Genomic DNA, 21,902 nt, shown 5'->3' on the forward strand with positions numbered 1-21,902 from the left:
TTTTCACAACTTCATAAAAACCCTTATGGCTTTAATTCTTGAAATCTACAAATTGATTGATAACTGCTTTAAAACTAGAAATCCATCTACCTATTCTTGATGAAGAAGTAAGAGATTTAGTTAAAAGTTCTATTTGTTCTTCTCTCTCTTTGTATTTAACTTCCAGTTCGTTTTTTGCAATAGCAAGGTTTTCTTGTTGAATAGAGCAATCATTCTTTCCTTCCCAGTCGTTGATACTTGCTTCTAATTCTTCAATATCCATAGTCCTGTACTTGCTTATAAGTATTTGTATATCATCAGGTTCGGGATGCATGAAAAGTGATTTATTTACCAACGGAATCTAACTCGTAAAAAAAATATCAAGGATGGGTAAACACACTCGTGTTTGGGCTATTTATACTTATCAGGATCATCAGTGGATCTAATCATTGAATAAAGATCTCTCTAATTAGTTGCTGTCTTTAGTGTTTGAGGTTTATATCTATCAAGGATTAGAAGAAGCCGTACCGGACCGAATCTTTACCTTAAAAAGCCGATGCTTTACATTTCTTTACATAAATTATTTTCAGTAATGACTTCTTCTCCTTCTTCTTCTCAGGTAATCACTGAGTACGGCAAGCAAAACATCTTTGGCCGTGAAACACAGCCCCAGCTTGTCGAGGATTACACAAGTTATCCAGAAGAAGCAGAAAAGACAAATGGTCGTTGGGCGATGATTGGCTTTTTTAGTCTTCTCGTTTCTTACTTCACAACTGGTCAAATCATTCCTGGAATCTTTTGACTTCTGAATCACCTTCAGCATCTGGCAACTACATCAACGTAGTTGAGAAGTTCAAACCAGAAGATGCCGAGAAAACAAATGGTCGCTGGGCAATGCTCGGCATGATCGCTCTACTCGGTGCCTACTCAATAACCCACCAAATCATTCCTGGAATCTTCTAAAACAATTAATCATGCAACCATCTAACAAAACAATTCTAGAAAGAAGCATCGGCAGACCAGCCATGATGGCCTTTGTTCTACTAACAGGTATCTACCTAACAACCGGTCAACTTATCCCAGGTGTCGTTTAATGACTACTCAAAATAACAACAACAGAAACATTGATCCTGAAAAGTTAACTGCAGAGAGACTTAACGGCTATGCAGCATTGTTTGGATGCATCGCTCTAGTCGGTGCCTATGCAACAACAGGTCAAATCATCCCAGGTTTCGTGTAATGAAAAATCAAACCACTGAAACGCCAAGAGTAGAAGAAGGCAAAGTGTTTGCTGAACGACTTAATGGTCTAGCTGCCTCTGTTGGCTGTTTAGCTCTCATTGGTGCATACTTAACAACAGGTCAAATCATTCCAGGTTTTGTGTAATGAATAAAGAAACGAACTACTGGAAAACAGCAGAGCAAATGAACGGTCGTTTAGCTATGATGGGTTTCTTTGCTGCAGTCATTAACTACGGATTCACAGGTTGGATTGTTCCTGGAATTGTTTAGGAGTCAATTTACAATCTTTCTTTAGCCTCTCCTTTTATTGTAAGGGAGAGGCTTTTTGATTTGCTAAATTAAATATTTATTTTTAAGAGATCGATTAAGACATGATCGTCTACTTAAAACCGAACCTTCGCTTCTATTGTCGATCTCTTAGCATCTAAGAAATATTTGAATAATGTTTAAAATCTTTCGTACAAAGTGGTTTAAGTCCGCGCCAGTAGTCGCAACACTATGGCTTTCTAGTACAGCAGTCATCCTCATTGGAGTGAATTATGTTGCTCCCGACTACCTATTCATGCCGATGAGTTAACTTGTGGTCGAAGGCTTGAAGGGATGTTTATATAACTTGAACGATCTTCGACACTGTTGCGTAATTTATTTTTTCTATCGTTAGCAGCATTGCTAACCGCATGCACTAATCACGGTGGAGGCTTTGGATCCTTACCAAAAGGATTTACGATGGGTCCAGGGGTTCCAGAGGAGCGTAATTGTGAAAATACTTCATTCCATGATCACTATTGTGCTACTGGTGAACACCCCAATCTATGTGATTGTTGATGTTAGGTCCTACATGACCTAGGTATAAGCAGTCAGTTATTGCAACGTTTGTCTAGGTTGGTTTGACCCCTATTCGTTTTGGGCTTGACAATTCACTAGAAAAAACAATCTTATTAATTACTCAAGATTTGAATAGGGAAGAATTAAATATTATCGATTGTATGAGCAGAATATGAAAGAAACAAAAGTTAAATAAAAAAGTAAAACTTTCCAAACGAATCACAGTCAGAAAGTTAAGTAGCTAAAACATAACTCCCAACTTTACTGATATGAGTCATTTGATTTTTGGTGGTTTGTTATCAACCCCCGCTCCCACCGCTCCAATTGTAGGAATTGCTTTTATTGCTTTGTTTGCAATCGTTGGAGTTATGGTTGGACCTGACTATGACGGAATGAATGCGCCCGCATTAGGAGATTCCAAAGATACTAATCAAGGTTAAATCATTTCTCGATTAGTAACTCAAATATTGGGTTGATTAAAAAATCAGTTAGTAGATTTTTAAAGTCTATTCACTGATTTTTTTATTTTTAATTATTTCTAGAAAATACCTGGGATGAATTGACCAGTTGTTGCATAAGCGCCTATTCCAGCAACGATGCCTATCATCGCCATTAAACCATTAAAACGTTCAGCACCAGAATTCATGACTTATAGAAAAAAATAAATTTTAATCATTGTTTTGAGTGTTCGAGAGCGGAATACCGAACGATCATCAATAAGATTGAATATAAAAAAAGCTTAATTGCATCAAGCGCAGCTAGTCAGTTTTGACATTGTTGTTTTAGTTTCGTTTAGCTGACTGTTGAATGTAGTTTGACTTCTCTTTCAAAGGTTTTATCCCAGTCATCTTCCAAAGAGGCCAAGCTAGCTAAAAGACGCACAGTGATAGGGATATGTGTATGTTTTTGATTAATGTTTAATAGTGTTTCTATAAGTATTTATTATCTGGTTTTGTATTCACATATACGATAAACAAGCTTAGTAGAAAACATTGAAGATGCCTGTGGCCACGTATCTGAAGGATAAGCAAAAGAAAATTGAATCAAAATATCATCAAGTTGCCAAACAATTTGAATCGAAATATGAGCTAATCCATCGGAAGGTAACCTCAAGGTTTCATAGAGAAGTACCTGAAATAGAACTCGTTCGTTCAAGCCTTAATGATTTGATCGCAAAATCTACAGCATCGGTTGAAAGGAAAATAAAATCAAAAAGTAAATCATCTATCTTCTCTCAAACGTCTACTAAAAAAGGAGCTAACTCTTATCAAGAAAATATTGATTGGACACGAGGTAGATTCTCAGGACAAACAATACAAATCGTTGTAAGGGATGGCAAAATAATGGAGAAGGTTTTCTTAACTCCTAAAGGAAGTAAGATTTCTGTTAAGAGAAGCGAGTTAGGACTACTGTTGAGATGAATTCTGATTTACAAAATACGGTCATATTCTTACGTCTATGTTAAGGCCGATTATACTACGTAGCTTAAAAACATATTTATAACAGTAGATTCAAGGGAAGCAGTAAAGAAGGGTAACACTAAGGTAACAGTACTAAAAGATGTATTCCCTGTCCTAAGTAGCGACTTGGTAAGGGGTATGAGGGGTAAATAGAGGCGTAAACGTTAATTGGGAAGAGAAATTTATAATGAAAATTAAAGGACCAAGCTTTACTCATCTATCTTTGATTTTCAATGATGAAGGTTTTGGTACGGAAGATATCAACAGTGATTTTTTAGTAGAAAGAGTCTTCTGTTTAGGACTCTGTTGCTCTCTATAACTACATATTTTTATTGAGTTCATGATTGATATTGGATAATGGAATAAGGCTAAAGACATACCTTCTTCTTCTCTAAGAAGTTGGTATTCACCAGCCGGTTTGGAATAAGAAAGGTAAAAAAAGTCCCCATAAAGCATTGCTGTTTTATGTGCTTTTGATTTATCTAAGAGATGCTGCCACGCAGGCTTCACCGAGCTCGGATACGCAAAAGAAATAGGGAGTCCCCAACCCTGAAAGAAAGCAAAGTCTTTGACCTGTATAAGAGACAGCATCTCGTTTACTTCGATCACCAGTACCCATGACTGGCAGCATGAATCCGTTGCTATCTCGGATTATCGGTCTACACCTGTTATGAGGCTATGTCTGCTGCGTTTAACGTCTAGCTGGACGTGTTCTCTCTGTATACGTGACGACTCACTCTAAACCCAGATAGGGTGCGAGTTCTTCTCTCCCCTGTATAGATGGGCTAACCCTCTCCTTGTATAGGTGACGACTCGGTCTCTCTATTGAAATTTCTTTCCAAAAGTGGAGGTGTTAATAAAGAGAATATCTTGTGGGATCAGTTCTCTATTCTTTACACATTGAATCCATTCTCTATATTCTTGACCAATCGCTAATTGATCTCCAGTATTTAGCTGATCGGTTCTTCTTAAGGCATGGCATATAACTTCTGACATTGTTTCCTCAATCGAATGAAGGGATTCCATTTGCTAGAAGTAGCTGTCCCAGGCTACCTACTTAACTGAGTGTGTAAAGCATCAACTTTATGAGGGGAGCTTTTGAGTCCATGAATAGACGTTATGAGGCTTCAGGAATTTGTGTTAAAAATTTAAGCCTTTATGGAGAAATTAAGAACTAAGTTCGAGAATCAATCCGAGGTGCATTTTTAGACTTTTGACTAACTATTTGATGCCATAAAAGATTGGCTTCTTTCGCTAAATCAATATATTCACTTCTGCCTTCAGCCTTCTTCATCTTCAACAATGTGAATGCGTATCGGTAGGTGAGTTTTTTGGTCATAACTATCAATGTCGGCTGATAAAAGGATCTATCAAGACCCGAAACCAGATTGTATTCAATGTAACAAGATGAACATTTTCTTTTGAAAAGGTAGTTATAGCTTGATTATCTATCTTTGGGTAGCCAGGTTGAAGTTCTATCGAATCTCTGGAGGGTTGTCTTTCTTTGTTCGTTGGTTTCTCCAGATTCATTTAAGAAGCTATAACCACAGTCCTTTAAGGGTTTAAATAAGTTAGATATATGAATACAAGCCAACGTATTACTATTGCATGGGCGGCTCAGAGGGTCTCTTATCTCGATAGCCTTAAGAGGTATGAAGACAGCTACGCTGTTAGCCAAGAATTCTGTGAATGGACTACCTGTTTGAATGTCTATCCAGAAGGACTTAAAGCTGCAACGCTAAACGTTCCAGATTTCAACAAGGAAAACCGTACTAGACAATCAACGCAATCGTAAAAGCACTTAGCCAGAATATTTAAACGTTGGGATCAGCACCAACGAGAGTTAGGAAGACAGTTCTATCAGAAGCCAGTTTTCCTCTTCTCGCTAAGTAGTTATTGAAATTTAGAACAATGAGTCACCACAACGCCACACTTAATTTCTCTCAGGCACCATATAAAAACAAGGCTTCTTTAAGTGAATTAGATCGTGAAATAGAAATGGGAGAACTAAGACTGAGATATATACAGCTAATGAGAGATGTTCATAAGACTCTTGGAAAGGAAGATGCGATTGAATTGATTAAAGAATCAGAGGGTATCTGGGAAAAACTTACTTCTTGACTAGGTTTTAGTACAAGGAAAACTTTTGATTTCTCTGCAATATTCGGCATGAAAAAAACTCTTGCCGTACTGAAAGCAGCGTAGCAAGAGTTTGACTAAAGTTGGACTGAGGTTAAGAAAGACCAGTAATAGACTAGTCCTAAACTTTTCTTGAGTAGTACTCAACAACTAACAATTCATTGATTTCAATAGCAACCCATTCCCTATCTGTCTTTGCAGATATCTTTGCCGAGAGTTTGGTTTTATCAAGCTCAAGGTGTGGAGGAACATTCGCAAGACCTGGAAATTCTAAGTTAGCTTGAGCCAATTGCTTACTAGCTTTGTTATCTCTAATAGCAATTACATCTCCAGCCTTGCATTGGTAACTTGCAATGTCAGTGATCTTGCCATTAACAGTTACATGTCCATGGTTTACCAGCTGTCTTGCGCCTGGGATGGTAGGTCCAAATCCAAGTCTAAAACAAACATTATCAAGTCTATTTTCCAGAAGCTTTAAAAGATTGGTTCCTGTGGAGCCCTCCTGAGCACGAGCTTTCTTTACATAGCGGACAAGCTGACGTTCAGAAATACCATAGTTAAATCGAAGTTTTTGCTTTTCTTCGAGTCGGATCGCGTATTCAGAGCGCTTGCGACGGGCTTGGCCGTGCTGACCTGGAGGATGAGACCTTTTTGCGGCCTTCCGGGTGAGACCAGGTAGGTCTCCCAAGCGTCGCGTGATCCTCAAACGAGGTCCGCGGTATCTAGACATAGGGGTTTAATTTAGAAAATGTTTACTGGTAAAAGGTAATCTGGAAGTAAATCCATTAGCCCTTATTCACCAGTTCATTATTCTATCTAAAGATGCTTACAAAGATCAATAAAGCTATTGCATTCGTTTTTGTTGGTTTGATTCTCTTTTATCAGAAGTGGATTTCACCATTATTTGGACCGAGTTGTCGATTTATCCCTAGTTGCAGTGCCTATGGGATAGAAGCCGTTAATAAGCATGGTCCTTGGAGAGGTGGTTGGTTGACTTTGAAAAGGTTAAGCAAATGTCATCCTTTTACTCCCTGTGGGTGTGACCCAGTTCCAGAAAAATGAACTCAGAGGTATTAATTTTATATTCACGTAAAGGGTGCTGTTTGTGTCAAACACTTGAAGAAAAATTATCCAACATATGTTTAGAAAAATTAAACCCATCTATTATGCTTTCCATTGTCGACATAGATAGCAAAAAAGTGTCTTTAGATATTCAAATGAAGTATACAAATCAAGTCCCAGTAATAGTTCTTGACTCAACTAGATTATTAAAAAAGGTTGAATTACCTCGAGTTCCTCCACGTTTAAAGGAAGATATGCTTTTATCTTGGATACAAAAGAATTTGAATATTTTTTACAAAACAGTTTAAGAAAATAACTAATTCCTCTTGTTGTTAAATTACTTTATTGATTTCAAGGAGAAAAACATAATTTATTTTTTAAATAACTAAAATTTTTTATAAAGAAGATTAAATTTCTTTTTAATTGCAGAATCATAAATAGATTTATTTTCTGGTGAAAATTATGCAGATCTTTTTATACTTGAAATGATATTTCATTGATTTTTCATCATCAGAGGTTTGTTTTGTCGCGTTATTTACACACTTTATTAGAAGCAGTTAATCTTCAAGTCCCTCCAGGGTTAGTGAATCCAGAAATAAAAAATCTTTCATGTGACTCTAGAGAAATCGAAAAAGGTGATTTGTTCTTAGGTTTAGACGGTGAAAAAGTTGATGGAGGGACCTATTGGTCAAAAGCAATTGAGAGAGGTGCTTGTGCTGCAATGATTAGTAAAAAGGCTTCTATTTTAAATCCGCCAACTAATGAAGACCCCGTAGTTATTATTCCGGATCCCGTATCATTATTTATTGGCAAATTAGCTGCTGATTTTTGGGGTAAGCCATCTAGTGAGATTTGTTTGATAGGTGTCACGGGTACTAACGGCAAAACGACTACATCATTTTTAATTGAATTTTTGACTGCTTCTCTTGGCTATCCAACCGCCTTGTTTGGAACATTAATTAATCGATGGCCTAACTATGAGAAAACCTCAAAATATACAACTGCTTTTGCTGTCCCTTTGCAGGAACAACTTAGTAAAGCTGTTCGGGCAGGAATTGAATATGCAGCAATGGAAGTAAGTTCACATGCTTTGTCTCAGAATAGAGTTGCTGGATGTGATTTTAGTGGAGCAATATTTACAAATCTTTCAAGAGACCATTTAGATTATTACGATTCAATGGAATCTTATTTTGAGGCTAAAGCTAGTTTGTTCCGAGCACATTTAACAAACGATAATAGCCCTAGATCAGTGGTTAATATAGACGATAAATGGGGTGCGAAATTAGCAAAAGAGCTAAACAAAAAATGTTGGACATGCTCACTAAAAGAGAACTCTCAAGCCAAAGAGAAACCAGATTTATATATTACTAATCTTCGAATTATGCAAGATGGATATAAGGGAAAATTGCATACGCCCTTTGGAGTAGAAAAATTTTTTTCACCACTAATAGGTGATTTTAATTTAATGAATATCTTGCAAGCAGTAGGAATTCTAGTTCAAAGGGGACTCCCGTTAAATGATCTTTTGGTAGCTTTGAACAAGTTCCCTGGAGTACCAGGGAGAATGCAACTGATAAATATGGATGGATTTAAAGTCAAAGACGGCTATCCACTAGTGATAGTAGATTATGCACATACACCGGATGGTTTGCGAAATGCTTTAATAGCATCGAGATCATTGACGAAAAAAAAATTAATTTGTGTCTTTGGTTGTGGTGGTAACAGAGATAAAGGTAAAAGATCTAAGATGGGGGAAGTAGCTGCTAAGTTTGCAGATTATGTAGTTGTAACATCTGATAATCCTCGGCAAGAAGACCCAAGCGAAATTATTAAAGATATTGAAAAGGGCATAACTTTTGATTCTGAAATTTCTATTGAGCCAGAGAGATCCATAGCAATTCAACTGGCCATAGCAAAAGCCAATAAAAACGATGTTATTTTAATCGCAGGAAAAGGTCATGAAGATTATCAAATTTTAAAAGATCAGACAATTTATTTTGACGATCGTGAACAAGCTAGAAAAGCATTATGTTTAAAAACAAATTTTATTTAGACTGCTTAGTCGAGATGTAATTTTTTAAACCAATAACAAGATTATCGATCTCGTTTAAATCTGTTGTGACATGAACGCAAGCACGAAGCCATTTGGGATCTTCGAGAACTCTTATCCATAAATTCTCTTTACCAAGATAGTTGACAACCTCTTCCGGAGAATTGATTCCATTAATAGTGAAACTTATAATTCCTGCAGGTGGAGGATTGTTTAAAACAAGTTCAATGTTTTTGATTTGGTTTAGTTTTTTCCAAAGGATAGCGCTGAGGCTTTTAATCTTACAAAAGCGCTCAGTCTCATGACCTTCATTGATTAGCATTATTAGAGAGCTCCTTAGACCAGCTAAAAGAGGGACACAAGAAGTCGCTATCTCAAAACGTCTGCCATCAGAATGAAAAGGAGTTTTATTGTTGACATATATGCCTTCTTCAGCTTTTAAGCTTTTCCAGCCAATTAATGTTGGGCTTGACTCTTCTAGAACTCTTGTTGAAAGAGCAACAGCTCCCAGTCCCTCAGGCCCGTATGCCCATTTATGTCCTGTAAACGCATATATGTCCGCATTGTCACAAGCACCTTTAATTGGTATGTGACAAAAACTTTGAGCAGCATCAACTAATAAATAAGGTTTGCTTGAATGCTCTTTAAGTCTTTTGGAAATGAGTTCAATCGGCATAATTTGTCCTGTATTCCAAAGGAGGTGTGAGAGAACAACGAGCTTTGTATTTTTTTGTAGATATTTATCTATTAATCTAAGTACTTCTTTATATGTCTCATCTTTCTTGTCGTTACCATTGCATAATTTTGATACGGGAAGTATGGCGATTGTTAGATTCTTTTTTCGAGCTAACTCTTTACATGCTGCGACTATCCCTGGATGTTCACAATCGCCAAGTAATAAATTATCACCATTAGAAAATGGCAGGCCTAGTAGAGGTAAGACACAACCGGAGGTGACATTTTCAGTAAAAGCAATTCTCTTAGGATGAATAGCGCAAATCTCTGCTATAAGATTTTTCGTAGTTATGACCTCTTTAGTAATGTATGGCCAAACGTCATTTGTAAATGGACCTAAGTTTTGAATTGTTTGCCAACTCGAATTTATTGCATTTAATGATTGAGTTGGGAGTGGACCTTGACCTCCATAATTAAAATAGTCTTTATTTTGTAGAGCGGGCATATTGTCTTTGAACAATATTGGTGACATATCGTTTATCTTTTGATGTAGTAACTAAGAATATCTTTTTTTTGCCAACTTACCAATTTAATTATATCTTTTAGTTGTGTGAACCTAAACGTCTACCATTCTTAATCATTTTCAGGAGAGATTTTAAATCATAAAGTACGTTATTAAAGTATGATTGCATTTGATTTTTAATTGGTCTATGAATATCAAAAAAGAACAAAAAATCAAAGCTCAAGAATGGGTGGTAATGTTCGATGGGCAAATAAAAAAAAGTGAGAAAGAGATTGATGCTTATGAGCATCATTTGGAAGTTAACAATCAAAAGAGTGAATCTTGATTAGATTTTGGTCCCATCGAGCAAATTAGTGAAAATCATATTTCTATTGAACTTTTGAATTACTTTCCATTTTAAGCCACTTCACCTTTTGTAGCTTTTATATTAAGATGCGATTCCTAATTAAGTCTTAAAATGAAAATTGATTTTGGTCCTGTAACTTTTAGCAGGATTGCTAGCATCCTTTTGATCTTAGGTTTTTTCGGGCTTTTAGCTTATAATTCTACTCTCTAATAATACGTTGATCAATTCTTTAATTATGAAAAAAGTTAATCATATAAATAGGAATTAAATTAATTTTTACAATTTGTTGTTATCAATTTATTTCTAAAGTATTTATCATTTTTAAATCAGTTAACTATAAATACTTTTTGATTAACCAAGCTAAAGATTGTATTGGGCCAATTTAAGTAGTTTCCTTTTTTAGCTCTCGATGTCTTTATTCATACAGTAGGATTATGTTAATTAATTAACAAAGCGAATGGAAACCTCAACTACTGATCCAACCTTGTTGATTCTTATAGGAGGAATAGTTGTTTTACTAGCTGGCTCAGTAGCCTATGGAGTTTATTCGACATTCGGTTCAGGCTCAAAGGAGCTCAGATATACCATCGATGAACATGCAAAAATGCATGAATTAGGTATTGCTCATGGACATGGTGGAAGCTCAGAGGCCTATGAGATGTCTGGAAAACTTCAAAAGGATCAAATTTCGTAAAAAATAAAGTAAGGATATATCTACACTTTTGATGAAAATTTCAGTTATAAAAAAAATTCATCAATATAATCACTCTACTGGGATGTAATATTAATTTTATACGGTCATAAAATTGATCCATTTGATGAAGCCCATATCTTTTTCATGAAGATTCTGAAAAAAAATTCATCTGACCAGCTCAAATGTTGATCAGCACATTAACTGGATTTGCGGCAGGGGCAGTACACGTAGTTAGTGGAGCAGACCATATGGTAGCAATGGCTCCTTCGTCTATACGAAAACCCCGAGTAGCTTTAATTGATGGGTTGGCATGGGGGATTGGACACTCAGCAGGGGTTTTGATCCTTTTATTAATAGCGATTTTAGCTAAGGATTTAATTAACATTGAATTATTGTCTTCTTATGCAGAGTTTCTTGTTGGTATAAGCCTTTTGATTGTGGGGGGGCTAGCTATTAGGACTTCTTTGAAAGTAAATATTCACATGCATCAGCATATGCATGGAGAAGAAAAGTCTCATAAACATTTTCATTTCCATTCACCTGGAAATAAACTTCATAGCAGTCATACTCATGCCGCAACGGGATTAGGAGTTTTGCACGGGTTTGCTGGCGCTAGTCATTTGGTTGCAGTTATTCCTGCATTGGCATTACCTTTGTTTGGAGCGGTGGCTTATCTATTTGCATATTTACTTGGATCAGTCTTCGCAATGGGATGTGTTGTTTTAGGTATTTCTTTCGCAACTAGTAAAGCGAATAAAATGTTTTATCCTTTTTTGATGCGTTCAATAGGAGCACTATCAATAGTGATAGGAGTATTTTGGCTTCAAAAGACTTCGATTCTAACTTTTTAAAAGTCTTTCTTTATGAACTTCACAGCTAGCCTTCTTGCTTTGGGTGGCTTCTTTTTATGGGTTGTTATTGCGACACTAATATGGGCAAGAAGAATGAGAAAGCTGAAAAAAGAATATTCTCTAAATAAATCAAAATTCAAAAATTAATTGATACATCATTTTTCATCTTTAGATACATATTTGTAAGTAAAAATGATTAAAGATTATGTATGATCATTCAACTATAAATAAGATTGATGAAAGGTATTTTGTTTTTCTTAGGTTCTATTTTTAGATGGCCTGTTCAAAATATTAAAGAATTTTTGATTCTTCATGTTTATCTTTTAGGGATATATGGAATAACTTTTTTGCTAAGAAACATAGGGCTAGAAGTATCTAATCTTATTTTTACAGTTGGTTTAATGGCTCCAATAGGTTATCTCATTTATAATGGTCTCCCTTTAGATTGTCTTAATTACAAGTCCGCAATTAAGAGGGAATTAAGCTCTCTAGATTAAATAATAAAGGTTAAAGAGAAAGTTGATTTATAAAACTTGTATTACCTCGCTAACCTCAGGAATCATTTCCCTTAGCTTTCTTTCAATACCCATTTTTAGAGTCATAGTGCTACTTGGGCAACTTCCGCAAGCGCCCTGAAGTCTAACTTTGACGATTGGTCCATCTATTTCAGCGATCTCTACATTTCCTCCATCGGCCATGAGAAATGGTCTTAATTCATCAAGAACCTTTTCAACGTTTTCTGTCGTCAATGCAAGAGTTTCGTCACTCATTTCGGTTTACTTAATTTGATTTTGCTTAGCTTAGTTAATTGCAGGATATTCTATATGTAATCTTGATAAAGATTTTGTTTAATACTAGTTCCTCAGAATCAGAAGATACTTATGACGCAATATTAGTAGGTGCAGGAATTATGAGCTCAACTCTTGCAGTTCTTCTGCATGAGCTTGAGCCAGATTTACGATTGCTAGTTGTTGAAAGATTATCTTCTGCTGGTTTGGAAAGTAGCTGCTCCAAGAATAATGCTGGAACAGGACATGCGGCTAATTGTGAGCTTAATTATACTCCAATCCAAAAGGATGGCTCTCTTATTACTACCAAAGCTTTTGAAATAAATAAATCCTTTGAGCAAAGCTTGGAGTTTTGGGCATCGTTGGTAGAAAAAGGGAAATTGGTGCCAGAAAACTTTTTAAATAATTTGCCACATATCAGCCTTGTCTTTGGAGAAAAAGATATTTCTTTGCTTAAAAAAAGGTTTTCTGAACTGAGTTCTCATGCGGCTTTTGCACAAATGGAATTCACCAAGGATTATGCGGAATTAAAAGATTGGATTCCATTAATTATGGATGGTAGAAAAGAGAATGAAAAAATTGCTGCGACAAGAATTAAAAGAGGGACTGATATTGATTTTGGCAATTTAACTCGTTCATATATCAATCAAATTGAAGGGAAGAAATCTATTGAGATTAACTACTCTACTAATGTTGAGAATCTTCAGCAAGATAGTCAAGGAGATTGGTATTTATCTTTAGAAGGAGCAAAAAAAAATAGAATTGTAAGATCAAAGTTTGTTTTCCTTGGGGCAGGAGGAGGAGCTTTATCCCTTTTGCAAAAATCGGGAATTCCTGAAGGATTGTCATATGCAGGGTTTCCTGTCAGCGGTAAATGGTTGATATGTGATGAGGAGAAATTAACAAAAACACATAATGCAAAAGTTTATGGAAACGCAGCAGTTGGAGCACCACCAATGTCTGTCCCTCACTTAGACACAAGATGGATAGATGGAAAAAGATCTCTTTTGTTTGGTCCGTTTGCAGGATTTAGTTCAAATTTTTTAAAATATGGATCAAAATTGGATTTATTTAGATCCATCAAAACAACTAATCTTTTCTCTATGTTGCAAGCAGGATTAGACAATATAGATCTAGGCAAGTACTTAATAAATCAATTAATACAAACAAATGAGGATCGAATAGAAACTTTAAAAAGATTTCTTCCTAAGGTTTCAGCTAATGATTGGAAGCTTTCAATTGCAGGACAACGTGTTCAAATAATTAAACAAACCTCTAAAGGCGGTGTTTTAAAAATGGGGACAGAAGTTGTTACTTCATCTGATGGATCTTTAGCTGCTTTGCTTGGGGCTTCTCCTGGCGCAAGCACAGCAGTAACAATCATGATTGAAGTTTTAAACCGGTGCTGGCAGAAAAAAATGAAATCAACCAAATGGAAAAATAAAATGTTAGAGCTTTTCCCCAGCATTGGGACAGATATTAATTCAAATCAAGATGCACTTTTGGCAATTCGCAAAAGAAACGATTTCTTACTTAAATTAATTTAAAACTTTAGTACTGGTGAGCTATATTTAATCTTTATTCAGAATGGAATTGATAAATGAAGATCTTGCTCTTTTAATTGCTTTCGCATGACTAATGTGCCCATTTCTCGTCTGAGGAACTTCTGCATAATTGCTCATATTGACCATGGTAAATCAACCTTGGCAGATAGGCTTCTTCAGGACACTGGCACTGTCTCCTCTAGAGACATGCAAGAACAATTCTTGGACAATATGGACCTTGAGAGAGAGAGAGGAATAACTATAAAATTACAGGCTGCTCGGATGAATTATAAAGCGGATGATGGAGAGGAATATGTCCTGAATTTGATAGATACTCCTGGCCATGTTGACTTTTCTTATGAGGTGAGTCGTTCATTGCAGGCTTGTGAAGGTGCTTTGCTTGTTGTTGATGCTAGTCAAGGAGTTGAAGCTCAAACTTTGGCCAATGTTTATCTCGCCTTGGAAAATGATTTAGAAATTATTCCTGTTCTTAATAAAGTTGATTTACCTGGCGCTGATCCTGAGAAAATCAAAAATGAGATTGAATCAATTATTGGTTTAGATACATCTAAGGCAATTTCCTGTTCTGCTAAAACAGGGGTTGGTATTCCAGAAATATTGCAAGCAGTAGTAGATAGAATACCTTCTCCAAAAGATAATGTTGACCAAGCTACAAAAGCACTTATTTTTGATTCTTATTACGACCCTTACAGAGGGGTGATTGTCTATTTCAGAATCATGAGTGGTGGCATAAGTAAGAAAGACAAGGTTTTACTTATGGCTAGTAAAAAAAGTTATGAGTTAGACGAAATAGGCGTTATGGCTCCTGATCAAGTAAAAGTAAATTCTCTTCATGCAGGGGAAGTTGGATATTTAGCAGCTTCAATCAAAGCAGTTGCTGATGCAAGAGTCGGGGATACGATCACGTTGCAGGATAGACCTGCTGGAGAAGCTCTACCAGGTTACACAGAAGCCAAACCAATGGTTTTTTGTGGGTTGTTCCCCACTGATGCAGATCAATATCCAGATCTCAGAGAGGCTCTAGATAAATTACAGCTATCCGATGCTGCATTGAAATATGAACCTGAAACTAGTAGCGCAATGGGATTTGGCTTTCGTTGTGGATTCTTAGGTTTATTACATATGGAAATTGTTCAAGAGCGTTTAGAACGCGAATATGACTTGGATTTGATTGTTACTGCACCCTCAGTTATTTATAAAGTGAAAATGACTGATGGAGAAGTTTTGATGATCGATAATCCCGCTACACTCCCAGACCCTCAAAAACGTGAAACCATAGAAGAACCCTATGTCCGAATGGAAATTTATGCTCCTAATGATTACAACGGAACTTTGATGGGACTTTGTCAGGATAGAAGAGGAGACTTTATTGATATGAAGTACATAACGACTGATCGAGTCACTCTTATTTATGAAATACCTTTAGCAGAAGTTGTGACAGACTTCTTTGATCAGATGAAAAGTAGAACTAAGGGATATGCTTCTATGGAATATCACTTGATTGGTTATAGAGAAAATGATTTAGTAAGATTAGATGTTTTAATTAATTCAGAGAGAGCAGACCCTTTAACGACAATTGTTCATAAAGATAACGCTTATGGTGTCGGTAAAGGACTTGTTGAGAAATTAAAAGAACTTATTCCGAAACAACAATTTAAGATTCCTTTGCAGGCTTCTATTGGGAGTCGAATTATTGCAAGTGAAGGTATTAGTGCATTACGAAAAGATGTTTTGTCAAAGTGCTACGGGGGTGATATTTCTAGAAAAAAGAAATTGTTGAAGAAACAGGCAAAAGGTAAAAAACGAATGAAGTCAATGGGGAAAGTAGATGTTCCTCAAGAGGCTTTTATGGCTGTATTGAAATTAAATAATGATTAATAGTTGTTTTTATGATCTATGTTTGTTTTGTATAGCTTATCTCGCTTGAATTAGTTATGAACATCGATACTTCCTGATTCCCTTTTTCTTTGGTTAAATTTGTCCATATAAAACCTATAATTATTAAAGCTGCAATGGTTATTGAAAGCTCCCCTACGGTGAGACCATCATTTCTTAAATGCATTTTAAATTGTATGTATTCATTCATTTAAGCAATTTTTTTTTAATTTTCTACCTTTTACAGCTAAATTTAATTAGGTTTTATTATTTGATCATTGAATCTGAGAGATTTTATAAGACGAAAGAATTTGTCCACACGGTTATTTTTCGCTGGGCTGATAATTTTATCCGTATATATAGGCATCTCTATTTTCATGCCACTATTAATCTCTTTAAAGCTTGTACCTGATGGTGAATTTGGGTTAGGGAATCCGATTTTTTCGGCTCCATCCATAGATCACTGGTGTGGAACCGATCGACTAGGAAGAGATGTTTGTATTAGAACTTTAGCTGCGAGTGGAGTTGCTTTGCAGGTTGTTTTTGTTGCCGTATCTCTTGCTGTTCTGGTAGGCATACCTTTGGGACTTTTGAGTGGCTATATTGGTGGGCTTTTGGATAGGATTCTGGTGCTTTTCATGGATACTCTTTATACAATCCCTGTCCTTCTTCTTTCAGTGGTGATGGCATTTTTATTGGGTAGAGGCATATTGAATGCATCAATAGCATTGTGCGTCGTCTATATTCCCCAATATTTTCGACTTATAAGAAACCAGACTTCACAGGTTAAATCAGAACTTTATATTGAGGCGGCAATATCAATGGGAGCTTCCCCTTTGTGGGTAATAAGAAAGTATCTTCTTAAAAACGTTCTTACTTCTGTACCTGTGGTCTTAACACTTAATGCTGCAGATGCTGTATTGGTGCTTGGAGGATTAGGATTTCTTGGATTAGGTCTTCCTGAAAATATTCCAGAATGGGGAAGTGATTTAAATATGGCATTAGTTGCATTGCCTACTGGCATTTGGTGGACAGCGATTTATCCTGGTATGGCTATGTTCGTTTTAGTGTTGGGATTATCTTTTATTGGAGAAGGTTTAGAGAAATTTTTCAGTGAAACTAGTTTGCAGGATTAAATCATACTTGAGGTTTGGAATTTAGTATCTCATTTTTTCTGTTCTTGGGAGATCATCCATGATTTCACCTTTTTCATTAAGTTCTGGATATTTTCTGCCCTCACTTTTGCACCATTGAGCAACCTCGGGGTAAGCCCACTCGAAGATCTTTTCTTTGTATGTTTCTTGGCTCATACCCTCTCCAGACTCAGGAATTATATTGGCTACTTGACGTTGCCTTAGCGCTTCGAATAATAATGCCGATGCTGCAACTGATACATTCAAAGATTCAACCATACCTCTCATTGGAATATGAATATGCTCATCCATTAGACTCGCGGCTTCTTCACTGATACCCCATTTCTCGGCACCTAGTACAAATGCTGTTGACCCTTTGAAATTACATTTTCTATAGTCAATTGATTTTGGATTCAAGTTCGTGCCATATAATTTAAACCCTCTTTTCTTAAGAACTTTTATTGCCTCAGTGGTCTCTTTATATTGGTTTATTTGGACCCATTTTTGACTTCCTTGCGCCGTGCTATTAAATGTTAAAAACTTTTCTTTGTTGAAAACAGCATATGCCTCAAGAACACCAACTGCATCACAACTTCGTATTATCGCTGAGAGATTATGAGGCTTTTCAACATTCTCAATTAAGACTGTGAGATCCGAAATCCTCTTGTTTAGTACTGATTTTATACGTTCAAAACGTCTAGGTAGTAGAGGCATTTCTTATAACTTTTGGAACAGTAGGAGCTTTTTTATGATGATAGTGGTATTTATTTCATATATAAAAAATATATATTAGTGATTTTAAAAAATATTTGATAAATCTCCAAATAAAAAGCTCCTGCCAATGGACAGGAGCTTTTTATTTAAGTAAAAGAATTTAGGTTCTAATAAATTTAGAAGCTAAATGCAGTTTCAACAACAACACCAGTGTCGTCATCACCAGTACTTGTATCTTCAACAGTGAAGAAACCAGGAGTAAGTGTAACGTTGTCGTTCAATGAATAAGTGTAAGAAACTTCAAATCCTGTTGAATCTAAAGAATCACTACCATCAACATCAGTTGAGTTGTAAGCAGCACTTAATGTTCCTGGACCAACTTCGTAGTCAACACCAACGAACAAGTCGGTTGCATCAGCACCTGTTTCTGGATCTGTTGTGTCATAAGCAACGCTGAATGTTGCATCAATTGACTCTGGGCTGTAGTAGATACCACCACCAAATGTGTCGTATCCAGCTGTTCCGCCTTCACCGTCGTTAGAAGCGATTACCAGACCGCCACCAAAGCCGTCGCCGTTATAGCCAAGAGTGAAAGTTGAAACATCATCACCATCATCAGCGCCGATTCCTACTGTTGAATCAGCACCACCAACAGAAACGAAACTTACAGAAGCAACTACGCCGTTATCGTTAGAGTAAGCAACACCAACTCCAGGACCAGTTTCGTTACCAGCCAAAGAATAAGGCATGCTGCCTAGTCTGAAAGCGTCTGAATAAGCAGAAGTTGTTGCAGCAACAACATCATCCTGATCAACCAAAGGTCCAACAGTTACTGAAAGATCGCCAACAGGGAAGTTGTAAAATAAAGACTGAACATCTAGGCCACCTGTTTCAGCACTATCCATGCTTGCAAGTGGGCCACTAGCATTACCAGCTACGATGCCTGCAGAGAAAAGGTCTTCGCCAGTGAAGCTAGAATTTACATCTAGAGTATATGCATACTGCATATAAAGCTCTTCTTCTGTATCAGATGTTCCGCCATCAGCAACTGAACCAGTTGTGAAAACAGCTGAACCACCAAGAGTTGTGGTTGATGAAAAGGCAGTATCTGCATTAGCTGCAACAGGAGCCATAAGACCCAAAGCTGCTGGAGCTACTAATAATCGTGAAAAAAGCTTCATAGTGTCCTCACACATTAAAGAAGTTGTATCAAATTTAACGTTTGCAGTATGAGGTTAAAAGTATCTTATGTTACACCTTTTGAGTTGGCCTAGTACGAGCTATTCCTTTGAAAGTCATTGCAGTAAAAGACTTTTGGATCCCTTGAATTATGATTGTCTCGGTAAACACTTTACTGTCAACTGTTTTTCAATTGATCTCTTTTGAGTAAAAACCTGTCATCCATGAAAGGCTTAGATGCCAGAAAAGCTGCTTGGGAGGTTATCCAAGCAGTAGGTGGAGGTGCATTCGCAGATGTTGCTTTGGAAAGGGTTTTTAATCTTTATTCTTTTAAGTCGATAGATAAAGCCTTGATAACTGAACTTTCTTATGGTGCAATTCGCCAAAGATATTTTTTAGATTGTTGGATTGATTATTTAGGAAAAGTACCCGCTAAAAAACAACCTCCTTTATTAAGATGGCTATTGCATCTTGGGCTTTATCAGGTTTTAAAAATGGAGCGAATACCTCCATCTGCTGCAATTAACACAACTGTAGAACTTGCGAAAAAGCATCATTTAAAAAAACTGGCACCTGTTGTTAATGGAATCTTGCGATCTGCTCTTAGAAGCCAAAAGAGAGGTCTCCTGTTACCTGAATTGAAGAATCCGAGTTTAGAATTAGCAAAAAACGAATCTCTTCCTCTTTGGTTGGCAAGTGAATTGATTAATTGGAAGGGAATTGAAGATGCTAAGAAGATTGCTAAAGCATTTAATTGCATTAGTCCTATTGATATAAGAGTGAATAAATTGCGTGCAGATTTAAAAGAAGTAAAAGCAATTTTTGATTCCTGTGGTATTCATACCCAAGTGATATCAAACTGTCCTTACGGATTAGAAGTTCGAGCTGGTGTCGGTGAACCTAGGAAATGGCCCGGTTATGAAGAAGGGAAATGGAGTGTACAAGATAGATCTTCACAGCTAATTGCCCCATCATTAGGACCTTTGCCTGGAGAAAAGATTCTTGATGCTTGTGCTGCACCAGGCGGAAAATCAACACATATTGCTGAATTAATTAACAATGAGGGCAAGGTCTGGTCTGTTGATCGATCATCCAGAAGATCAAAAAAAATATTAGCTAACTCAGAGAGACTTGGGACTAAATGCTTGCAAATATTGGTTGCTGATTCTAATGAGCTATTACTCAAAAATCCTGATTGGAAAAGTTTTTTTGATCGTATACTTATTGATGCGCCATGCTCAGGATTGGGTACTCTTGCTCGCCACCCTGATGCAAGATGGAGAATGAATCAAGATAATATTCAGGAGCTTGTCGCTGTTCAAAGTCATTTACTTAAATCGTTAGCTCCTTTATTAAAAAGTGGAGGCACACTGATCTATTCCACCTGTACTATTCATCCTGAAGAAAATTTTAATCAGATAAAAAACTTTCTTCAATTAAAACCTGAGTTTTTATTGGAATATGAAAAACAGATTTGGCCTGGAGAGGAAGATAATGGAGATGGTTTTTATATTGCTGTTTTAAATAAATTAAAAAATTAATGTAAGTATATGGACTATAAATGTATTTTTTTTTAATAGTTTTTATCTTGTTTTAAGATTTAATAATTAATTTTATAAACTGATTAAGGAACTATGTCCTATGGCAATTGCAGTTACAAGCATTCCTAAAATCAGAAATGGTTGTGCGCTTGCTTGATACTTAACATCAAAACTTAATGGATCACGCAATAGCCAGATGTCTTGAAATGTTATTTGAGGAATTATAAGTAAAACCAGAATGACAGATGCAAAATGTTGTCCTATCGCTATTAAAACTACTACCATTGCCAGTTGAAAGATATCTATCATTCCTGCGCTAATACGACTTGCATTTTTAATACCAAAAACAACAGGAAGTGATTCAAGCCCAAGGCTCTTATCCCCTTCCACGCTTTTAAAATCGTTAATTACAGCAATTCCTAAGCCTGACAAGCTATAGGCAAGAGTAAGAAGAGCAGTTGTCCATGTTAAATGTCCAAATAGAGCCTGTCCAGCCCACCAAGGAAGAGCTATGTAGCTTGCACCAAGTGCATAATTCCCAAGCCAACCATTTTGTTTAAGTTTTAAAGGTGGTGCTGAGTAAATAAAACTTACAAATGAACCTCCCAATGCTAGAAGAAGGACTGAAGGAATAGTGTGATGTGCCCATAAATCCAATAAATATGCAATTCCAAGACCAGCTATTAATAGAACCCAAATTTGACATTTCACTTGAAAAAGTGAAATTGCCCCTGAAGGTATTGGTCTATTAGGTTCATTTATTGCATCGATTTCTCTATCAAAGTAATCATTTATTGTTTGCGTGTATCCAGTTAAGAGTGGCCCGCTCATAAACATGCAACTGATCGAAGCAAGAACGTTGCTTAATTCCCAGTGGAAATTACCACTGGCAGCTGCTCCACAAATGACTCCCCATAACAAAGGAATCCATGTGATTGGCTTCATTAATTGCAAACGAAGCTTCCAAATGTTTTTTGTTTCAGAACCTCCTTTTATTCCAAGGAGTTGCCTAGCATCGCTCACTTTTTTATCTCAGGGTTAAGAAAGTTCATCTTCGAAGAACCAATGTTTGCTTCCATCATTCATTTTAATTACCACACCAATGCCACCTCTACCATCAGTCATCTTGTAATCGATTACAGTACCTCTTGGATCCTCAGATAGTTGGTTGATCAAATAAGAAGGTATGCGATCTCTTACACGTTCAATATTGATTTTAATTTTTGAACCTATCCTTGAAAGGGAGGTTGGCTTAGCCATGG

General features: G+C 36.4%; 36 protein-coding genes. 22 read left to right on the forward strand and 14 right to left on the reverse strand.

What is annotated here, in order from left to right:
• Positions 1–31 precede the first annotated feature (31 nt).
• A complete protein-coding gene (locus O5633_RS10785; RefSeq protein ID WP_269609715.1) occupies positions 32–313 on the reverse strand; it encodes a hypothetical protein in 282 nt (93 codons plus the stop codon).
• Positions 314–571: 258 nt separating this feature from the next.
• Between O5633_RS10785 and O5633_RS10790 the strand changes: the two genes are divergently transcribed.
• From O5633_RS10790 to O5633_RS10830, 9 genes are all read left to right on the forward strand, one after another.
• Positions 572–781 carry a high light inducible protein gene (locus O5633_RS10790; protein ID WP_269609716.1) on the forward strand — a complete coding sequence of 70 codons (210 nt, stop codon included), beginning with the start codon at positions 572–574 and terminating at the stop codon, positions 779–781.
• Positions 778–942, forward strand: coding sequence for a hypothetical protein (locus tag O5633_RS10795; protein ID WP_269609717.1), 165 nt, complete (start codon positions 778–780; stop codon positions 940–942). The genes O5633_RS10790 and O5633_RS10795 overlap by 4 nt, the downstream gene beginning before the upstream one ends.
• Before the next feature lie 11 nt (positions 943–953).
• Positions 954–1,073, forward strand: a complete 120-nt coding sequence (locus tag O5633_RS10800; RefSeq protein ID WP_011294968.1) for a high light inducible protein — start codon at positions 954–956, stop codon at positions 1,071–1,073.
• Complete coding sequence (locus tag O5633_RS10805) at positions 1,073–1,219, forward strand: high light inducible protein (protein ID WP_269609718.1); 147 nt, start codon at positions 1,073–1,075, stop codon at positions 1,217–1,219. Before O5633_RS10800 ends, O5633_RS10805 begins: the two co-directional genes overlap by 1 nt.
• Complete coding sequence (locus tag O5633_RS10810) at positions 1,219–1,365, forward strand: high light inducible protein (protein ID WP_038653298.1); 147 nt, start codon at positions 1,219–1,221, stop codon at positions 1,363–1,365. The genes O5633_RS10805 and O5633_RS10810 overlap by 1 nt, the downstream gene beginning before the upstream one ends.
• Positions 1,365–1,490: a chlorophyll a/b-binding protein gene (locus O5633_RS10815; protein WP_269604622.1), complete on the forward strand. Its 126-nt coding sequence runs from the start codon at positions 1,365–1,367 to the stop codon at positions 1,488–1,490. The genes O5633_RS10810 and O5633_RS10815 overlap by 1 nt, the downstream gene beginning before the upstream one ends.
• Positions 1,491–1,662: 172 nt before the next feature.
• A complete protein-coding gene (locus O5633_RS10820) occupies positions 1,663–1,797 on the forward strand; it encodes a Photosystem I reaction center subunit IX (RefSeq protein ID WP_269609720.1) in 135 nt (44 codons plus the stop codon).
• A gap of 56 nt (positions 1,798–1,853) precedes the next feature.
• Positions 1,854–2,045, forward strand: coding sequence for a hypothetical protein (locus O5633_RS10825; RefSeq protein WP_269609721.1), 192 nt, complete (start codon positions 1,854–1,856; stop codon positions 2,043–2,045).
• A gap of 269 nt (positions 2,046–2,314) precedes the next feature.
• The gene (locus O5633_RS10830; RefSeq protein WP_187152535.1) at positions 2,315–2,485 is read left to right on the forward strand and encodes a hypothetical protein; all 171 of its coding nucleotides are present in this window, start codon (positions 2,315–2,317) and stop codon (positions 2,483–2,485) included.
• A gap of 98 nt (positions 2,486–2,583) precedes the next feature.
• On the opposite strand, the gene O5633_RS10835 is transcribed toward O5633_RS10830, so the two are convergent.
• Positions 2,584–2,691, reverse strand: coding sequence for a high light inducible protein (locus O5633_RS10835; protein WP_158466094.1), 108 nt, complete (start codon positions 2,689–2,691; stop codon positions 2,584–2,586).
• A gap of 352 nt (positions 2,692–3,043) precedes the next feature.
• On the opposite strand from O5633_RS10835, the gene O5633_RS10840 reads away from it, so the two are divergent.
• A complete protein-coding gene (locus O5633_RS10840; protein WP_269609723.1) occupies positions 3,044–3,466 on the forward strand; it encodes a hypothetical protein in 423 nt (140 codons plus the stop codon).
• A 252-nt stretch (positions 3,467–3,718) separates the two neighbouring features.
• Here O5633_RS10840 and O5633_RS10845 read toward each other — a convergent pair whose 3' ends face one another.
• The 4 genes from O5633_RS10845 to O5633_RS10860 form a co-directional block, all read right to left on the reverse strand.
• Positions 3,719–4,015, reverse strand: coding sequence for a hypothetical protein (locus O5633_RS10845; RefSeq protein ID WP_269609724.1), 297 nt, complete (start codon positions 4,013–4,015; stop codon positions 3,719–3,721).
• 312 nt (positions 4,016–4,327) lie between these two features.
• Positions 4,328–4,501 carry a hypothetical protein gene (locus O5633_RS10850; RefSeq protein ID WP_269609725.1) on the reverse strand — a complete coding sequence of 58 codons (174 nt, stop codon included), beginning with the start codon at positions 4,499–4,501 and terminating at the stop codon, positions 4,328–4,330.
• 178 nt (positions 4,502–4,679) lie between these two features.
• Entirely contained in the window at positions 4,680–4,844 is a 165-nt protein-coding gene (locus tag O5633_RS10855; protein ID WP_269604639.1) for a hypothetical protein, read from the reverse strand.
• Between the two features lie 5 nt (positions 4,845–4,849).
• A complete protein-coding gene (locus tag O5633_RS10860) occupies positions 4,850–5,035 on the reverse strand; it encodes a hypothetical protein (RefSeq protein WP_269609726.1) in 186 nt (61 codons plus the stop codon).
• Between the two features lie 381 nt (positions 5,036–5,416).
• On the opposite strand from O5633_RS10860, the gene O5633_RS10865 reads away from it, so the two are divergent.
• The gene (locus tag O5633_RS10865) at positions 5,417–5,626 is read left to right on the forward strand and encodes a hypothetical protein (protein WP_269609727.1); all 210 of its coding nucleotides are present in this window, start codon (positions 5,417–5,419) and stop codon (positions 5,624–5,626) included.
• 139 nt (positions 5,627–5,765) lie between these two features.
• Here O5633_RS10865 and rpsD read toward each other — a convergent pair whose 3' ends face one another.
• On the reverse strand, positions 5,766–6,374 hold the full coding sequence (gene rpsD / locus O5633_RS10870) for a 30S ribosomal protein S4 (protein WP_269609728.1): 609 nt from the start codon (positions 6,372–6,374) through the stop codon (positions 5,766–5,768).
• A 92-nt stretch (positions 6,375–6,466) separates the two neighbouring features.
• Here rpsD and yidD point away from each other — a divergent pair, with 92 nt between their 5' ends.
• From yidD to O5633_RS10885, 3 genes are all read left to right on the forward strand, one after another.
• Complete coding sequence (gene yidD, locus O5633_RS10875) at positions 6,467–6,706, forward strand: membrane protein insertion efficiency factor YidD (protein WP_269609729.1); 240 nt, start codon at positions 6,467–6,469, stop codon at positions 6,704–6,706.
• Positions 6,703–7,014 (forward strand): glutaredoxin family protein, encoded by a 312-nt coding sequence (locus tag O5633_RS10880; protein WP_269609730.1) that lies wholly within the window; start codon positions 6,703–6,705, stop codon positions 7,012–7,014. The genes yidD and O5633_RS10880 overlap by 4 nt, the downstream gene beginning before the upstream one ends.
• Before the next feature lie 215 nt (positions 7,015–7,229).
• Positions 7,230–8,759: a UDP-N-acetylmuramoyl-L-alanyl-D-glutamate--2,6-diaminopimelate ligase gene (locus O5633_RS10885; protein WP_269609733.1), complete on the forward strand. Its 1,530-nt coding sequence runs from the start codon at positions 7,230–7,232 to the stop codon at positions 8,757–8,759.
• Here the strand turns inward: O5633_RS10885 and O5633_RS10890 are convergent.
• Complete coding sequence (locus O5633_RS10890; RefSeq protein WP_269609734.1) at positions 8,752–9,963, reverse strand: aminotransferase class V-fold PLP-dependent enzyme; 1,212 nt, start codon at positions 9,961–9,963, stop codon at positions 8,752–8,754. The genes O5633_RS10885 and O5633_RS10890 overlap by 8 nt on opposite strands.
• Positions 9,964–10,141: 178 nt before the next feature.
• Between O5633_RS10890 and O5633_RS10895 the strand changes: the two genes are divergently transcribed.
• The 4 genes from O5633_RS10895 (at position 10,142) to O5633_RS10910 (ending at position 11,992) form a co-directional block, all read left to right on the forward strand.
• Positions 10,142–10,279, forward strand: coding sequence for a hypothetical protein (locus O5633_RS10895; RefSeq protein WP_269609735.1), 138 nt, complete (start codon positions 10,142–10,144; stop codon positions 10,277–10,279).
• A gap of 478 nt (positions 10,280–10,757) precedes the next feature.
• Positions 10,758–10,994: a photosystem II reaction center protein PsbN gene (locus O5633_RS10900; RefSeq protein ID WP_269609736.1), complete on the forward strand. Its 237-nt coding sequence runs from the start codon at positions 10,758–10,760 to the stop codon at positions 10,992–10,994.
• Between the two features lie 182 nt (positions 10,995–11,176).
• Positions 11,177–11,845 (forward strand): hydantoin utilization protein A, encoded by a 669-nt coding sequence (locus O5633_RS10905; protein WP_269609737.1) that lies wholly within the window; start codon positions 11,177–11,179, stop codon positions 11,843–11,845.
• A gap of 12 nt (positions 11,846–11,857) precedes the next feature.
• Positions 11,858–11,992 (forward strand): hypothetical protein, encoded by a 135-nt coding sequence (locus tag O5633_RS10910; RefSeq protein ID WP_269609738.1) that lies wholly within the window; start codon positions 11,858–11,860, stop codon positions 11,990–11,992.
• A gap of 377 nt (positions 11,993–12,369) precedes the next feature.
• On the opposite strand, the gene O5633_RS10915 is transcribed toward O5633_RS10910, so the two are convergent.
• On the reverse strand, positions 12,370–12,615 hold the full coding sequence (locus O5633_RS10915) for a NifU family protein (RefSeq protein WP_011294385.1): 246 nt from the start codon (positions 12,613–12,615) through the stop codon (positions 12,370–12,372).
• Between the two features lie 74 nt (positions 12,616–12,689).
• Here O5633_RS10915 and O5633_RS10920 point away from each other — a divergent pair, with 74 nt between their 5' ends.
• Complete coding sequence (locus O5633_RS10920) at positions 12,690–14,180, forward strand: malate:quinone oxidoreductase (protein WP_269609739.1); 1,491 nt, start codon at positions 12,690–12,692, stop codon at positions 14,178–14,180.
• A gap of 84 nt (positions 14,181–14,264) precedes the next feature.
• The gene (gene lepA, locus O5633_RS10925) at positions 14,265–16,076 is read left to right on the forward strand and encodes a translation elongation factor 4 (protein WP_269609740.1); all 1,812 of its coding nucleotides are present in this window, start codon (positions 14,265–14,267) and stop codon (positions 16,074–16,076) included.
• 16 nt (positions 16,077–16,092) lie between these two features.
• Here the strand turns inward: lepA and O5633_RS10930 are convergent, their stop codons facing one another.
• Complete coding sequence (locus O5633_RS10930) at positions 16,093–16,284, reverse strand: hypothetical protein (protein ID WP_269609741.1); 192 nt, start codon at positions 16,282–16,284, stop codon at positions 16,093–16,095.
• Positions 16,285–16,450: 166 nt separating this feature from the next.
• Between O5633_RS10930 and O5633_RS10935 the strand changes: the two genes are divergently transcribed.
• The gene (locus O5633_RS10935) at positions 16,451–17,209 is read left to right on the forward strand and encodes an ABC transporter permease (protein WP_332299679.1); all 759 of its coding nucleotides are present in this window, start codon (positions 16,451–16,453) and stop codon (positions 17,207–17,209) included.
• Positions 17,210–17,230: 21 nt separating this feature from the next.
• On the opposite strand, the gene trmH is transcribed toward O5633_RS10935, so the two are convergent.
• Both trmH and O5633_RS10945 read right to left on the reverse strand, forming a co-directional pair.
• Positions 17,231–17,920: a tRNA (guanosine(18)-2'-O)-methyltransferase TrmH gene (gene trmH / locus O5633_RS10940; RefSeq protein ID WP_269609743.1), complete on the reverse strand. Its 690-nt coding sequence runs from the start codon at positions 17,918–17,920 to the stop codon at positions 17,231–17,233.
• Positions 17,921–18,096: 176 nt separating this feature from the next.
• Positions 18,097–19,101, reverse strand: a complete 1,005-nt coding sequence (locus O5633_RS10945; RefSeq protein WP_269609744.1) for a porin — start codon at positions 19,099–19,101, stop codon at positions 18,097–18,099.
• A gap of 222 nt (positions 19,102–19,323) precedes the next feature.
• Between O5633_RS10945 and O5633_RS10950 the strand changes: the two genes are divergently transcribed.
• Positions 19,324–20,640 carry a 16S rRNA (cytosine(967)-C(5))-methyltransferase gene (locus O5633_RS10950; protein WP_269609745.1) on the forward strand — a complete coding sequence of 439 codons (1,317 nt, stop codon included), beginning with the start codon at positions 19,324–19,326 and terminating at the stop codon, positions 20,638–20,640.
• Positions 20,641–20,712: 72 nt separating this feature from the next.
• On the opposite strand, the gene chlG is transcribed toward O5633_RS10950, so the two are convergent.
• A complete protein-coding gene (gene chlG, locus O5633_RS10955; RefSeq protein WP_269609746.1) occupies positions 20,713–21,663 on the reverse strand; it encodes a chlorophyll synthase ChlG in 951 nt (316 codons plus the stop codon).
• A 15-nt stretch (positions 21,664–21,678) separates the two neighbouring features.
• Positions 21,679–21,900 carry a DUF2862 domain-containing protein gene (locus O5633_RS10960; RefSeq protein ID WP_269609747.1) on the reverse strand — a complete coding sequence of 74 codons (222 nt, stop codon included), beginning with the start codon at positions 21,898–21,900 and terminating at the stop codon, positions 21,679–21,681.
• Positions 21,901–21,902 lie beyond the last annotated feature (2 nt).

Origin of the sequence: Prochlorococcus marinus str. MIT 1013, from assembly GCF_027359395.1 — a bacterium.
Classification (GTDB): domain Bacteria; phylum Cyanobacteriota; class Cyanobacteriia; order PCC-6307; family Cyanobiaceae; genus Prochlorococcus_B; species Prochlorococcus_B marinus_E.

Excerpts from the sequence above, each read along its gene's own strand:
- O5633_RS10785 (WP_269609715.1), bottom strand. The coding sequence starts at position 313 with ATGCATCCCGAACCTGATGATATACAAATACTTATAAGCAAGTACAGG.
- O5633_RS10790 (WP_269609716.1), top strand. The coding sequence starts at position 572 with ATGACTTCTTCTCCTTCTTCTTCTCAGGTAATCACTGAGTACGGCAAG.
- O5633_RS10800 (WP_011294968.1), top strand. The coding sequence starts at position 954 with ATGCAACCATCTAACAAAACAATTCTAGAAAGAAGCATCGGCAGACCA.
- O5633_RS10805 (WP_269609718.1), top strand. The coding sequence starts at position 1,073 with ATGACTACTCAAAATAACAACAACAGAAACATTGATCCTGAAAAGTTA.
- O5633_RS10810 (WP_038653298.1), top strand. The coding sequence starts at position 1,219 with ATGAAAAATCAAACCACTGAAACGCCAAGAGTAGAAGAAGGCAAAGTG.
- O5633_RS10815 (WP_269604622.1), top strand. The coding sequence starts at position 1,365 with ATGAATAAAGAAACGAACTACTGGAAAACAGCAGAGCAAATGAACGGT.
- O5633_RS10820 (WP_269609720.1), top strand. The coding sequence starts at position 1,663 with ATGTTTAAAATCTTTCGTACAAAGTGGTTTAAGTCCGCGCCAGTAGTC.
- O5633_RS10830 (WP_187152535.1), top strand. The coding sequence starts at position 2,315 with ATGAGTCATTTGATTTTTGGTGGTTTGTTATCAACCCCCGCTCCCACC.
- O5633_RS10835 (WP_158466094.1), bottom strand. The coding sequence starts at position 2,691 with ATGAATTCTGGTGCTGAACGTTTTAATGGTTTAATGGCGATGATAGGC.
- O5633_RS10840 (WP_269609723.1), top strand. The coding sequence starts at position 3,044 with ATGCCTGTGGCCACGTATCTGAAGGATAAGCAAAAGAAAATTGAATCA.
- O5633_RS10850 (WP_269609725.1), bottom strand. The coding sequence starts at position 4,501 with ATGTCAGAAGTTATATGCCATGCCTTAAGAAGAACCGATCAGCTAAAT.
- O5633_RS10855 (WP_269604639.1), bottom strand. The coding sequence starts at position 4,844 with ATGACCAAAAAACTCACCTACCGATACGCATTCACATTGTTGAAGATG.
- O5633_RS10860 (WP_269609726.1), bottom strand. The coding sequence starts at position 5,035 with ATGAATCTGGAGAAACCAACGAACAAAGAAAGACAACCCTCCAGAGAT.
- O5633_RS10865 (WP_269609727.1), top strand. The coding sequence starts at position 5,417 with ATGAGTCACCACAACGCCACACTTAATTTCTCTCAGGCACCATATAAA.
- rpsD (WP_269609728.1), bottom strand. The coding sequence starts at position 6,374 with ATGTCTAGATACCGCGGACCTCGTTTGAGGATCACGCGACGCTTGGGA.
- yidD (WP_269609729.1), top strand. The coding sequence starts at position 6,467 with ATGCTTACAAAGATCAATAAAGCTATTGCATTCGTTTTTGTTGGTTTG.
- O5633_RS10880 (WP_269609730.1), top strand. The coding sequence starts at position 6,703 with ATGAACTCAGAGGTATTAATTTTATATTCACGTAAAGGGTGCTGTTTG.
- O5633_RS10890 (WP_269609734.1), bottom strand. The coding sequence starts at position 9,963 with ATGTCACCAATATTGTTCAAAGACAATATGCCCGCTCTACAAAATAAA.
- O5633_RS10895 (WP_269609735.1), top strand. The coding sequence starts at position 10,142 with ATGAATATCAAAAAAGAACAAAAAATCAAAGCTCAAGAATGGGTGGTA.
- O5633_RS10900 (WP_269609736.1), top strand. The coding sequence starts at position 10,758 with ATGGAAACCTCAACTACTGATCCAACCTTGTTGATTCTTATAGGAGGA.
- O5633_RS10905 (WP_269609737.1), top strand. The coding sequence starts at position 11,177 with ATGTTGATCAGCACATTAACTGGATTTGCGGCAGGGGCAGTACACGTA.
- O5633_RS10910 (WP_269609738.1), top strand. The coding sequence starts at position 11,858 with ATGAACTTCACAGCTAGCCTTCTTGCTTTGGGTGGCTTCTTTTTATGG.
- O5633_RS10915 (WP_011294385.1), bottom strand. The coding sequence starts at position 12,615 with ATGAGTGACGAAACTCTTGCATTGACGACAGAAAACGTTGAAAAGGTT.
- lepA (WP_269609740.1), top strand. The coding sequence starts at position 14,265 with ATGACTAATGTGCCCATTTCTCGTCTGAGGAACTTCTGCATAATTGCT.
- O5633_RS10930 (WP_269609741.1), bottom strand. The coding sequence starts at position 16,284 with ATGAATGAATACATACAATTTAAAATGCATTTAAGAAATGATGGTCTC.
- O5633_RS10935 (WP_332299679.1), top strand. The coding sequence starts at position 16,451 with ATGCCACTATTAATCTCTTTAAAGCTTGTACCTGATGGTGAATTTGGG.
- trmH (WP_269609743.1), bottom strand. The coding sequence starts at position 17,920 with ATGCCTCTACTACCTAGACGTTTTGAACGTATAAAATCAGTACTAAAC.
- O5633_RS10945 (WP_269609744.1), bottom strand. The coding sequence starts at position 19,101 with ATGAAGCTTTTTTCACGATTATTAGTAGCTCCAGCAGCTTTGGGTCTT.
- O5633_RS10950 (WP_269609745.1), top strand. The coding sequence starts at position 19,324 with ATGAAAGGCTTAGATGCCAGAAAAGCTGCTTGGGAGGTTATCCAAGCA.
- O5633_RS10960 (WP_269609747.1), bottom strand. The coding sequence starts at position 21,900 with ATGGCTAAGCCAACCTCCCTTTCAAGGATAGGTTCAAAAATTAAAATC.